This window comes from Meiothermus sp. CFH 77666 (genome assembly GCF_017497985.1).
In the GTDB taxonomy this organism is placed as follows: domain Bacteria; phylum Deinococcota; class Deinococci; order Deinococcales; family Thermaceae; genus Meiothermus.
On sequence record NZ_JAGDFV010000001.1, the window covers coordinates 288,790 to 300,750 of the forward strand.

The following is an 11,961-nucleotide window of genomic DNA, read 5'->3' on the forward strand; positions in this document are numbered from 1 at the left end:
AGCATTCCTAACACCGGATGGCTCAGCTAATTTTTCAGAAATACTTGGAAAAACGCTCGAGCACCGGCCCCAGACCATTTTCGTCGCTACGTACCACCACCCCGCCCGTCCCCTCGGCCACCAGGCGCAAGGCTTCCCAGTCCGCTTCGCCGATGCCAACGCTAAAGACGTGCACGGTGTTCTGAGGGGTAAAGGCCAGACCCGAGGCCACGATGTTTCGCAGTTGGGCGCTCTCGGGGAACTCGAGCCGCACCTCCCGCTCCTGCCGGTCGGTCAGCTTGAGCAGCCCGGAAATACCCACAGAACCAGCATTAGCAACTCCATCGGATAGCAACACCACCCCCCGGATGGCCTCCCTCGAGACCCCTTCGTAACTGTCGGCCAGTTCCAGACCCCGTTTGATGGCCTCGTACATGGCGGTGTTGCCCCTGGCCGTGAGGGAATCAATGGCCTCCACAATGGCAAACCGGGTCTTGCTCAGGGGGCCAATCGGAACCCGCACCTGCACACTGCTGGCAAAGGTGACCAGCCCTACGTGGGTGCCCGGCGCCGCTCGATCTAAAAAGCGTTTGGCCCCTTCCTTGGCCTGTTGAATGCGCTCGCCCGACATCGAGCCTGACGTATCTATCACCAGAACGGCCACACCAGGTTTCTTAACGTCCTCCCAGCTATTTTGGATGGCCCTTGCCACCTCGGGATTCAGCCTTCCGAGCAACTTTTTAGGCTCGTTGGGGTTGATACCCAGGGCAGCACCCAGCACATCGGCAAAGGGCAGGTTGGTTCCCGGACGAAAGCCCCAGGCCATAAACTGCCTCTGCACCGGTTCGCTCAGCAGGTACTCCTTAACCACCTGGGCTGCAGCCCGCTGTTGTGGCGTGACCCAGTCGGCGTTGGGAATGGCAAAGGGATTGTCGTGCCAGACCGTACCCTCTTTTGGGTAGAGCGCCACCACCTCGTAGCCCGCCTCGGTGATGGGCCGCTGCACAACCTGGCCACCCGGCACACTTTCGGCATTGACCCTTCCCTGGTAGAGCCAGGGCAGGTTGTACTCCTCCAGCGGGGCAAAATGCACGAAGCGCGGCCCCTGGAAAATTTTGGTCTGGAGTTTGAGGGTTTCGGGGTAATAGTGGTCTACCGTGGCCTGAAAGCGCCGTACATAGTTCTGGGTCTTGGCCGCCCGCACATCCTCCACAGTCAGGTTTGAACCCGAGCGGCCGGCGGCTGCCTGGTACAAAAGCTGCAAGGTCGAACGAGCAGTAGAGCTCACTGCCGGGTCGGTAAAGGCCACCCTGGGCTTGCGTCCCCACTCCGCTTTGGCCGTAGGGCAAGCAGCCCAGCCCTGTGGGCTTTCTTTCAGGGCGATGATGTCTGACCAGCCGATGGGTTTGGCCGGCCAGCCCAGGCACTCCGCCATCTCGCGGAAAGTGAAAATCACCACTGGGGTACGCACGATGGGGGGCATTGCAGCAAAGTCGAAAACCTGGCGGCGGGTGTCGAGGTTCACCTGGGCCAGCCAGTCCGAGGTCGAGGGCGAGACCACCGTGGGCTCGCCACCGGTGCGCTCCGGGAAGGCCACCCCCTGGTTGAGTTTGCGCACCAGGTGGGTATACATCTCACCCGAGTTGACCGTGACGCTTTTGGCCTGCACGGTGTATCGCCGGGAACCAATCAGTACGGTTTTACCCTGTTTGTTGAACTCCTCGAGGGCTGGTTTGAGCACATTCTGCTTCTCGCCCGAAGTCCAGATCAGGACTTCCACGGTCTGGGTAGGGTAAAACAAAAAGAAAAAGGCTAGCGCACCAATGAAGCCTATCGCCACCAGAACTTGCACCAGGTTTCGCACATCTACCAGTGTAGTGCAGTTTGGGCAGAAGGATGGTTCTGAATACAATGCCGCACCGGAAAGCTATCTGTAAGCTTTGCTAAGGCACTATCACAGGTCACGGGTCGCAAGCCCAGGCATCGAGCGCCTGAAGCAACCTGAATCAGGCCAGAAGCAAATAAACCCGCATCTCAACCCTCAAGGGTCTTGAAACTCGCCTTTGACACCTTCCAGCACCACTACATCGCTAGTATCGAGGTTGTAGAGCACCCTGGTTCCCTCTACAAATCCGTCTTTGTTCTGGCTTCGCACCGGCCTGTCTTTGGAACCATACAGATAGGCCACCCGGTCTTTCTCGCGCACCACCGCACTTTCGGCGGTGGAGGTGCGCCCATCCTGCACCAGCTTGATTCCACCAAAAAGGCGAAGAATCTCGTCGTCTACGTTGTAAATCATGCGCTGCGCGCTACCCTGAAGGGGCTTGTCGCCGGCGCGCTCGAGCTCGATGGGCCCGGCCACTCGAGCGTCGCCGCTCTGGTTGTCGTAGTCGAGGCGGCTGCCCCAGGCCTTGCTCCTGCCCTGCTGAACCTCCACCGCCCTGGGGGCAGGTTTGAGGTCGAGCTCGAGGCGATCCTCTTCTTCGATGTATCTGGCGGTGCCGCCGGTCATGAATACATAGTCGTTAACCTCACGAACCTGCTCCACCCGAGCAATCGCACCAAAGGCCCGGGCATCCTCACCAAAAGTAATCTGTACTCGGAAGGGGGGTGGGTCGGCAAAGAGCGAGCGGGTCAGGGAAGATCCCTCAGGCCTGCCCCCTATCCGGATATCAAAGGCCTTCAGACTGCCGTCGTTTTGCTCGGCGGCCTCGAGGCGCACCTGCTGCCCCACCTTCAGGTCGGTAAACTGCGCCACTTTACCTTCCTGCCAGAAACGGGTCAGGTTATCCGTAGTGAACACCTGCTCCCCCAAACGAAGGGTTTTCTTTTCGGGATCCAGCCCGGTAATGACCCCCCCATACAGGTCGCGCAGCTCGATGATGGCCGGGGGGTTATCGGGCCCGGTCTTAACCACCACAATCTTCTTGCCGCGCCGCTCAATTTCAGCCGTGGTCTGAAAGGAAGGCTCGGGGTCTTGCTGGGCCAGGGCCACCAGCAACAACCCCGAAACCAGCAAAAGCCAGCGCATAGGGCTTATTATTGCTCGCTCAGCTTGCGGAAGTCGTTCACCGGGAGCTTGGGTGCCTGGGCCAGCACCCGCACCTGGGAGCGGTTAACGTTGTGCAAGAGCGAGTTGCCTGAAAGGGTAGCCCGCTCCTTGACGTTGACGCTGCGGGCCGGCACGTTCTGGTTACCGACCCGGCCCGCCACTATGGTGGCCTCGCCGGTGTTGTCGTTGTAGATCAGGCTGGCTCCGGTGGTGGTAATGTCGCCATCTACCAAGGTGACGCCGCCGGTGGCCAGCAGGCGCTTCTCATCGGTCAGGCTGCGAATCTCCCTGGCGCGAATGACCAGGTCGCCCTTGCCCTCCCGCTTGCGAACCAGCACCACTTCTTTGGCATCGGTAAAAACCGCCAGACCCTGGTCCTCTTCGTAGTACACCGCGTCCGAGCGCCCTTCCTGGCGACCATTCTTGAGGGTCACGCCGCCTTCGCTGGTGGAGATGTTGGTGTCTACCTCGAAGGTCATGCGTGGGGCGGTAACTTCGACCGGGTCGCTGTTTTTGTCGCGGGGTTCCTGGCGCATCCGGGCGTTGCCGTCCAGGGTGCCGCGTCCGTTGGACTCACGGTAGACCAGCCTGGGGCCGCTCGCGGTCATGCGGTCGCGCTTGACCACCACGTTGCCATCGAAGGAGGCTACCCGCTCCCCTTCGGCCTCCTGCATGGTTTTGCCCTGTGGAGCCTCTAAGGTAGCGCGAGTAGCGTTGATTTCTAAGTCTTTGACTTTCCCAATCACCCCACCCGGCCTGCCGGCCTCGTAAACCCAGGGGCCATTGCGCAGGTTACCCGAGCGCTGCCCGCCAGGGGCCTCAATGGTGATGATGCGCTGTTCCTTGCTTTGGGCCAGGACTACCAAAGTCAGTAGAAAAAGAATCAAACCAACGCGTTTCATGAACTACCACCTTCGATAGGGCAGGGCGGCTGCTCCCCGCCGGAGATGAACTTTTCGATAGGGTCGCGCCAACTGGGGTTTTCGATACCAAAATCGCTTTTGAAGTCTTTGCCCTGCACCTCCAGGCTGGGCGCGGTGATGAATACGCTGGGCGCACGAAAACCCTCGCGCTGGTCTATCGTGACCGGCATCTCGCCAGGTTTACCCAGATTGACGGTGTAGCACCCCTTCAGGATCTCCACCCTGGCGTAGGGCAGCCGCAGGTTATCGGCTCGGTCAATGGTCACTTCTGGGGCAGAAAGCCGCATATCCAGGCGGTTTTCTACAAAGCGCTGCCCCGACTGCAAACCGGTTACCCTGGCCTCGCGGGTGCCAGGGTCTTGCTCGACCTGCATGGCGGCAAACTCCCAGCGGGCCTTGGGGTCTTGTTCGGGGTAAAGGGTCAGGCGGACATTCTCGAGTTTCACCCCTCGGTTGGGGGCAGCAGGCGTTGGAACAGGGCGGCTCACCAGAAAAAGCGAGAGTACCCCTATCACAACTAGAGCGATGAGCGCAGGTCGAACCACGGCTAGAGGGTAGAAGCAAGATCGCTAAGAAGCGTGAACAGAGGGCTAAAGACCGTTGGCACAGATTGAACGTTAGATGAGCAGCCGCTATGCTGCATCTGTACCCAGAATAGCGTTTTCCCCCGAGACACAAGGTTCTTTTCGCAGTTTTCTAACACAGCGCTGCTCACAGCACATCCCGCGTAGTGCCCCGAGTGCGGTAGTTGACCCAGTTCTTGCGAAGCCGCAGGGCTTTTTTGATTGCGCTGTAAAGCGGTGAGAGGCTGACATCGTAAGCGGGAAAGCGCACCCGGTTACCACCAAAGCCTTCCTTGAATGCGTCTATGCCTGCAGCATGGCTGCCCTCGCTCTGGCGGGGCACACCCCACAGATCGTAGATGCGGTAGCCGTTCTCGATACCCCAGTTGATGGCGCCCCAGTGCATGCCATTGGGTGCTTTGGCATTGGAGTTCTCGCGGCTGCTGCCACCATAAAGGTAGTCCACCTTGCCCGCGAAAGCCACAAACAGACCTGCGGCCAGCGCCTTACCCTCCAGACGCGAGATGGAGATGAAGGCCTGGCCCAGGGGTTGATTCATCTCATTGAGAACGGTTTGGTAATAGGCTTTGGCGTGCTGCAAAAGCCGGGCCCGCCGGTTGGTCTCCTCGAAAAGCTGCCAGAACTCTTCAAAAGCTTCCATGCCTTCGATGGTGGTCACAACGCGCTTCTCGGCGAGCCGGGTATTCCGGCGGTGCATATTTTCCATGTTGGCCAGCAGTCCGTCGCGCCCCAGGGTCAGGTCAAGCCAGATGGTGTATTCGGGCTGAATGGTCTCTTCTATGCGCATCTGGGGAAATTCCGGGGCGGGTTGCGCGGCGGGCTGGCCGGTCTCGGGCTCGAGTTTCAGGTAGACCGCACCTCCGGCCCGCTGTTTGAGCACCTCTACTACCCTGGGCAAATCCCGAATGTCGCGCAGTGCGGGGCCCCGCGAAGCGTACAGCATGGAGACAGGCCCCACAAAACTGCGGCGGAAAAGTTGTGCAGCCGCAATCAGCTCGTCGCCGTCGAAGATTGCGACCCGCTCCGGCTGCCACCCGGAGAGCTTTTTGACCTCCCCCCAGCCCCACGACTGCAAGGCACTGCTAATAGGCAGGGATGAAACCAGTTGATTCCAAAGCGCCGCCTCGGTAATGGGCTCTAATCTCAACACGCTGTACCATTATGCCGTATCCGGGATGGACTGCCCGAAAGGATGCTAGGCTATCTGGTAAAACCAGGAAAACTTATACTGGGCTGCGTGATGCGAATTGCCTTTCAGGGAACCGAGGGAGCCTACAGCGAAGAAGCCTCGCTCAAAGCCTTTCCAGGTGCACAAACCATTGGGCTTCCCACCTTTCATCAGGTGTTTTCTGCGGTGACCAACCACGAGGTGGATATGGGCGTGGTTCCGGTGGAAAACACCACCGCCGGAATTATCAATCAGACCTACGACCTGCTCCTGGAAACCGACCTGCACGTGGTGGGTGAGATCGTGCTGAAGGTCGAGCACTGCTTGCTGGCCCCGCCCGGAACCCGTTTGGAGGACATCCGCAAGGTTAAGAGCCATCCGCAGGGCCTGGCCCAGTGCGATGGCTTTATTGCCCGCTACAAACTCGAGGCCGAGCCCGTCTACGACACCGCCGGCGCCGCCCGCGAACTAGCCGAACACCCCCAGCCCGGCCTGGCCGCCATTGCCAGCCGCCGCGCCGCCGAGCGCTATGGCCTCTGCATCCTGGCCGAGGGCATTCAGGACTTTATTGGCAATTACACCCGCTTCTTTGTGCTCTCGCGGGAAGATTTACCCCGCCGGGAAGGCCCCTACAAAACCTCGGTAGTCTTTACCACCCGCCACCGGCCCGGCGAACTGCTCGCCGCTTTGCAGGCTTTTGCCGACCAGGGCATTAACCTGACCAAGCTCGAGTCCCGTCCCCGCCGCGACCCCGACCGTCCCTTTTCCCCCATCTTCTACGCCGATTTCGAGGGCCACGCCGAAGACCCCGGCCCGTCTCAGGCTTTGCTGACCCTGTTGCGTCGGGCTTCGTTTGTCAAAGTGTTGGGCTCGTATCCCGCAGTGACCAGTTGGGGCCTGCTCAAAGAGAGTTAAGTATTTCCACGATAGAAACGTTATGGGTAGGGAAAGGGTGATTCACGAGGCCGGCCGTTGCAAACAGAATTCGCACTTCCGTTGAGATGCATGATATTTCCATCGCAGGCGCACTTAGTGGTCTGGTAAGTAAATTTATGGGTTCATTCCGAACGTAGCGAAGCGAAGATAGGAATCTGATGTGCTTCAGTCCACTGTAATCACTGTTCCTTTGCAGAGCCAGATTCCTCGTTGCACTGCGTGCATCTCGGAATGACTACAAGAAATCAAGAGCGGAAGTTGGGTTCAATGGAGGCATCTCAAACACTTTGTTACCAGACCACTTAGTACACAGTCGTATAAATACCCGTACAAAGTGTCCATTGCGGCACAAACTATGCAGTACGCTCTTGCAAAAGCCGTAGCAGAAACCTTTTCGTTCCTCCCCTACCGTGTGGGGGAGGTTAGGTGGGGTTGCTGAGCAGCGACTTTGCGTAACCTGGTGGTTGGGGGCCTCACCCAATACCCTCCCCCACCCTCCCTACGTGGTAGGGAGGGGGCTCTATGTCAATCCCTCCCGGAAACCCGGAGGTGTACGGACATCTCTACAACGACCAACGAAAGCCCCCTGCATAAGGCAGGAGGCCACAAGCACTACCTACTTTCCGGCGGGGTGCTAACGGAATGTTGCTCCAAATAGCAGCCGGGCCGAAGGGGAGCTGTTGAAGGGAAAAATGCTCTGGCCACCGATGAACAGACCGGTATCGCGGTCGAGGGCGAACTCAATCCCGGCGTCCAGGGTCAGGGCAAAGTTGGCGTTGGGTAAGCCCAGGCCAAGGCCTCCGCCAAAGTAGGGCTTGATGCCGCGCAGGTCGCGATCGAACTGACCCAGGTCGGGCTTGAAAAGCACCTCGCCTCCAATCAGGAAGCTGGGGCCGGTAAAGCGCACATCGCCGTAGATGAGGGCTACCAGGTCGCGTTGTAGGTTGGCCTCGAGGCCAAACCCCAGGCTGGGCGAGGGCACTGAGATGCGGAGCTGGAAGGCCCGTTGAGCAAAACCGGACGAGGCAAACGCTAGAAGCAAAAGAACAATCAAGACAGGTAAACGTTTCATGACACACACCTCTGGTTCTGAGGTCGGCGACCTCACAGGCGATACCATAGCCGAGCCTGGCCTAAATCACCAGTGGCCTGGCTCTCACCCTGTGCTAAGGGCTGACCCTTACAGTGTGGCGCGTATGAAGCGATTTTCGCTATTTGTGCCCATACTGGCTGGCCTGCTGCTGAGCAGCCTGCTGGTGGCACAAAACCAACCCACAGCGACCAAAATCGGCTATCTCAATGCGAGGGCCGTGGTAGAAGCCCATCCACAGTTTGCCAGGGTCAAGGAGATCCAAACTAAGGCTGAAGCTGAACTCAAGCCCCTCCGCGAGCAGCTTCAACCCCTGGACGCTAAAATCCGCGCGGGCAATGCTACGGCCCAGGAGCAACAAAGCTACCGAGCCCTGAGCCAAAACCTGCAAGATTCGGTCAAGAAGTGGAACGACCAGCAGAACGCGGCTCTCCGTCCTATCACCGAGGATATTGACAAAATCGTGAGCAAAATTGCCCAGGAGCAGGGTTTTGCTATCGTGCTTGACCAGGAAGTGGCTGCCAGCAGTGGCCTGGTGGTGTATGCCGCACAGGAGCTGGACATTACCCAGGCCGTCGTGCGGGCTTTGCCTAAGTAATGGAGTGAAAGGATGAACAGAAACTGGTTGTTTGTAGTGATGCTGGCAGGTTTGCTACTAGGTGGTTCGCTCATCGCACAGAACCGTCCCACCCCTACCCGCATCGGTTACGTGGATGCCGAAAAAGTGGTACAGGCCCACAAGGACTTCAAGAAGGTACAGGATGTGCGCACCCAGGCCGAGCGCGAGCTCAAACCCCTCCGCGACCAGCTTCAACCCCTGGAAGCCAAGCTGCGGGCCGGAAATGCCACTGCCAAGGAGCAGCAGGACTACCGGGTACTGGCCCAAAGCCTGCAAGAAGCAGGGCGCAAGTGGACCGAGCGCAGCAACGCAGTCTTGAAGCCCATCACCGAAGAGATTGACCAGGTTATCGCGCGGGTAGCCCAGCAGCAAGGCTTCGCCATCGTACTGGACAAGAAAGTGGCCGCCACCAGCGGTCTGGTGGTCTACGCCGCCGACGAACTCGAGATTACCGACGCCGTGATCCGGGCGCTCCCCAAATAGTTAAGAACCAACACCAACAGGCGTGGGCAGCAAGTGACCCACGCTTTTTGTTTGTTGTTTGAGTGAAGCCACCCCTCTGTGACTGCCCCTGTCTAAGTGCGCCCGCGATAGAAATATCATGCTGCTCAACAGAAGTGCGAATTCTGGGGTTTGCAGCGGCGCGGCCTCGTGAATCACCCTTTCCCTACCCATTACGTTTCTATTGTGGAGATACTTATCAGCTTTGGCTATCGGCTATAGACCATAAGCCATCGACTATGGATCATTGACGATAGACTATCGGCCTTCACTGGCTGGTTTATTGTCAGAGTCAAGCTTAATTGCCGATATGTTAGAATCGTAAACGATGGCCAAGGGCAAATCTAAAGGCGATAAAACAGTTAAGGCCTCCGCCACCGAGCGAAAGCGCGACCTCGAGGCTTTCTCCCTGGTCGTGATGGGGCTCTCGGTGTTGCTGGCTGCTGCTATCTATTTTGGCTCTAACCTAGCAGGCCAACTGGGCAGCACAGTGCAAAGTTTTTTCTGGGGCAACCTGGGCTACCTAGCCTGGCTGGTGCCGCCCAATTTAGCGATCTTGGGGGTTTGGCTGCTGCTAGATCGCCCATTGGGGGGCTTTCTAAGGGCTACCGCCCTCATCGCAGCGGGGGGTCTGGTCAGCCTACCCCTGGTCGCTCATGCCTCCAAACCGCTGGGTGGTACGGTTGGCGAAACCCTACATAAGCTGCTGACTGGCCACCTCGGCAATTTCGGCCTGCTACTTCCCCTGCTGGCCCTTAGCTTTGTGGCCGATCTGGCCCTTGGCCAGCGACCCGGTTTCCTGCTGGGCAAAGGTACCCGGCGGGTGGTGCTGGCCGCGCAGCGTCTATACCGGGCCTACAGGCTTTCTCAAACTGCTACAAGACTATTGCTGGAAGCTCAGACGCTGGCCGAGCGCTATCCCGAACACAAGGCCCTGTATACCCTCCAGGACGACCTCAGGGCTTTCCGGCGCAACCCCCAGGATGGCGAGGCCATTGGCGGGTTTGCCCGTCTGCTGGACGATTTTCGAGCCGAACGGGCCAAGGAGCTGGCTGGAAAGCTGGCTGCCGAGCCCCGGCCCCTGCCGGTGCGCCTCGAGCGACTGGCCGCAGCGCTGGCGGCTCCCTTGAAAGGCGAGGGTCTGGCCCAGGCCCTCGAGGAGCGACGCACCGCGCTGGTGTTGGAAATCGGCACCCTGCTGACCAAAACCCAGACCCTCACCCGCCAGGCCGAGGCTGCCGCTAAAAAACTGAGCAACCCCACCAACGCCCGGGCCTTGCTGGCCGCCCTGGACGAGCACCAAAGCCGCCTGGCGAGCTGGCGCGAGTCGGAAGAGCTGACCCTGGGCCTGGAGGAGCGGGTAGACGGCTGGCTGCGCTGGGCCGAGTGGGTGGAGTCGGCCCCGGCAGAAGCCCACCCGGCGGGGCTGCGGGCTTTGCTCGAGAAGGGCCTGCAGGCCGAGCCCCCTGCTTTTGCGGTGGCAACCGCCAAACCGCCCACCGAACCGGTGCTGGACTTCGATTTCGTGTTTCCCGAACCGGACAAGGTGGAGGCTACCCACAAAACCGTTCCACCCCCCGAGAAGCCCAAAACCGGCAAACCTGCCAAGAATAGCGCACCCCAGACTGCCTCCGCAGCCAGACCCTCAACTGCCCTGGCGCTACCCAGCTTCGATTTGCTCGACAAGCCCGAAGCGCCGCGCTACGACCCCAAGGCCCTGGAGATCATCACCCAGCGGCAGGTCGAGCTCATTAACAGCACCCTGCAACACCATGGGGTGGAGGCCCGGGTGGTGAGTTGGTCTCGCGGGCCCACCGTGACCCGCTTTGAGCTCGAGCCCGCCCCCGGCGAAAAAATCAGCCGGGTGCAGAACCTCCACAACGACCTGGCCCTGGCCCTGGCAGCTGGCTCGGTGCGCATCGAAGCGCCCATTCCCGGTAAGAGCGTGATTGGCCTCGAGGTGCCCAACACCGAGCGCGAACTGGTGCGCTACAGCGAGGCCATCCAGTCCACTGCCTTCGCTCGCAGCAAGGACATCCTACCCATGGTGCTGGGAAAGAGCATTGACGGCGAAGTCTGGGTGAAGGATCTGGCCCGCATGCCCCACCTGCTGATTGCCGGTTCTACCGGCTCGGGTAAGTCGGTGGCGGTGAACACCCTGATTACCAGTCTGCTGTTCAAGTACCTCCCCACCGAGCTGCGCTTTCTGATGATTGACCCCAAGATGGTCGAGCTCACCCCCTACGAGGGCATCCCGCACCTGGTGCGCCCGGTGGTCACCAACCCCGCCGATGCCGCCGGGGTGCTGCTGGGCGCGGTGGCCCACATGGAGCGGCGCTACAAGATGATGAGCCAGGTGGGAGCACGGAACCTCGAGCAGTTCAACCAGAAGATGCGCGCCGCCGGCGACCCTACCCTGCCCTATCTGGTGATTGTGATTGACGAGCTGGCCGACCTGATGATCACTGCTCCCAAGGAAGTCGAGCAGGCCATTCTGCGGCTGGCGCAGATGGCCCGCGCCACCGGGATGCACCTGATTCTGGCCACCCAGCGCCCCTCGGTGGACATCCTGACCAGCTTGATTAAGGTAAACATCCCGGCCCGCATGGCCTTTGCGGTCTCGTCGGGCTTCGACTCGCGCACCATCCTGGACACCTACGGGGCCGAGCGCCTGGTGGGCCAGGGCGACATGCTCTTCCACCAGCCCGGCCTGCCCAAGCCGGTGCGCCTGCAAGGGCCCTTTCTCTCCGAAACCGAGGTGCACCGCATTGCCAGCTTCCTGCGCGAACAGAGCTTCGAGGACAGCTTCGTCGAGCAGTACGGCCCCGATTTTGAAGGCCCCCTCAACCTGGGCGGCGGGCCTTCGGGCGAGGCTGGCGATATTGACTTTGGCGACCCCTTGCTCAAGAAAGCCGCCGAAATTGTGATTGAGGAAGGCTACGCCTCGGTCAGCAGGCTCCAGCGCCGCCTCTCGGTGGGGCACGCCAGGGCAGGCAAGCTGGTAGATGCCCTCGAGGCCATGGGCATTGTGGGGCCCCACCAGGGCAGCAAACCCCGCGATGTGCTGATTACCCGCGACCAGTTGCCGGAGTATTTTGGGGGGGAGTAG

General features: G+C 60.0%; 10 protein-coding genes. 4 read left to right on the plus strand and 6 right to left on the minus strand.

Going from position 1 to position 11,961, the window contains the following annotated elements; all coding sequences use genetic code 11:
• Positions 1 to 34: 34 nt before the first annotated feature.
• The 5 genes from J3L12_RS01305 to J3L12_RS01325 all read right to left on the minus strand — a co-directional run bounded on the left by J3L12_RS01305 (position 35) and on the right by J3L12_RS01325 (position 5,688).
• On the minus strand, positions 35 to 1,843 hold the full coding sequence (locus J3L12_RS01305) for a VWA domain-containing protein (RefSeq protein ID WP_208013222.1): 1,809 nt from the start codon (positions 1,841 to 1,843) through the stop codon (positions 35 to 37).
• Positions 1,844 to 2,020: 177 nt separating this feature from the next.
• The gene (locus J3L12_RS01310) at positions 2,021 to 3,010 is read right to left on the minus strand and encodes a DUF5666 domain-containing protein (protein WP_208013223.1); all 990 of its coding nucleotides are present in this window, start codon (positions 3,008 to 3,010) and stop codon (positions 2,021 to 2,023) included.
• 8 nt (positions 3,011 to 3,018) lie between these two features.
• Positions 3,019 to 3,933: an LptA/OstA family protein gene (locus J3L12_RS01315; protein WP_208013224.1), complete on the minus strand. Its 915-nt coding sequence runs from the start codon at positions 3,931 to 3,933 to the stop codon at positions 3,019 to 3,021.
• Complete coding sequence (locus J3L12_RS01320) at positions 3,930 to 4,499, minus strand: hypothetical protein (protein ID WP_208013225.1); 570 nt, start codon at positions 4,497 to 4,499, stop codon at positions 3,930 to 3,932. Before J3L12_RS01320 ends, J3L12_RS01315 begins: the two co-directional genes overlap by 4 nt.
• A 166-nt stretch (positions 4,500 to 4,665) precedes the next feature.
• On the minus strand, positions 4,666 to 5,688 hold the full coding sequence (locus J3L12_RS01325; RefSeq protein WP_208013226.1) for a peptidoglycan bridge formation glycyltransferase FemA/FemB family protein: 1,023 nt from the start codon (positions 5,686 to 5,688) through the stop codon (positions 4,666 to 4,668).
• 90 nt (positions 5,689 to 5,778) lie between these two features.
• Between J3L12_RS01325 and pheA the strand changes: the two genes are divergently transcribed.
• Positions 5,779 to 6,621: a prephenate dehydratase gene (gene pheA, locus J3L12_RS01330; RefSeq protein ID WP_208013227.1), complete on the plus strand. Its 843-nt coding sequence runs from the start codon at positions 5,779 to 5,781 to the stop codon at positions 6,619 to 6,621.
• A 655-nt stretch (positions 6,622 to 7,276) separates the two neighbouring features.
• Here pheA and J3L12_RS01335 read toward each other — a convergent pair.
• Entirely contained in the window at positions 7,277 to 7,714 is a 438-nt protein-coding gene (locus J3L12_RS01335) for a hypothetical protein (RefSeq protein WP_208013228.1), read from the minus strand.
• A gap of 124 nt (positions 7,715 to 7,838) precedes the next feature.
• Between J3L12_RS01335 and J3L12_RS01340 the strand changes: the two genes are divergently transcribed.
• The 3 genes from J3L12_RS01340 (at position 7,839) to J3L12_RS01350 (ending at position 11,961) form a co-directional block, all read left to right on the plus strand.
• Complete coding sequence (locus J3L12_RS01340; RefSeq protein WP_208013229.1) at positions 7,839 to 8,330, plus strand: OmpH family outer membrane protein; 492 nt, start codon at positions 7,839 to 7,841, stop codon at positions 8,328 to 8,330.
• 12 nt (positions 8,331 to 8,342) lie between these two features.
• Entirely contained in the window at positions 8,343 to 8,834 is a 492-nt protein-coding gene (locus J3L12_RS01345; RefSeq protein ID WP_208013230.1) for an OmpH family outer membrane protein, read from the plus strand.
• Positions 8,835 to 9,180: 346 nt separating this feature from the next.
• Positions 9,181 to 11,961, plus strand: coding sequence for a DNA translocase FtsK (locus tag J3L12_RS01350; protein WP_208013231.1), 2,781 nt, complete (start codon positions 9,181 to 9,183; stop codon positions 11,959 to 11,961).

Excerpts from the sequence above, each read along its gene's own strand:
- J3L12_RS01350 (WP_208013231.1), top strand. The coding sequence starts at position 9,181 with ATGGCCAAGGGCAAATCTAAAGGCGATAAAACAGTTAAGGCCTCCGCC.
- J3L12_RS01335 (WP_208013228.1), bottom strand. The coding sequence starts at position 7,714 with ATGAAACGTTTACCTGTCTTGATTGTTCTTTTGCTTCTAGCGTTTGCC.
- J3L12_RS01315 (WP_208013224.1), bottom strand. The coding sequence starts at position 3,933 with ATGAAACGCGTTGGTTTGATTCTTTTTCTACTGACTTTGGTAGTCCTG.
- J3L12_RS01310 (WP_208013223.1), bottom strand. The coding sequence starts at position 3,010 with ATGCGCTGGCTTTTGCTGGTTTCGGGGTTGTTGCTGGTGGCCCTGGCC.
- J3L12_RS01345 (WP_208013230.1), top strand. The coding sequence starts at position 8,343 with ATGAACAGAAACTGGTTGTTTGTAGTGATGCTGGCAGGTTTGCTACTA.
- pheA (WP_208013227.1), top strand. The coding sequence starts at position 5,779 with ATGCGAATTGCCTTTCAGGGAACCGAGGGAGCCTACAGCGAAGAAGCC.
- J3L12_RS01340 (WP_208013229.1), top strand. The coding sequence starts at position 7,839 with ATGAAGCGATTTTCGCTATTTGTGCCCATACTGGCTGGCCTGCTGCTG.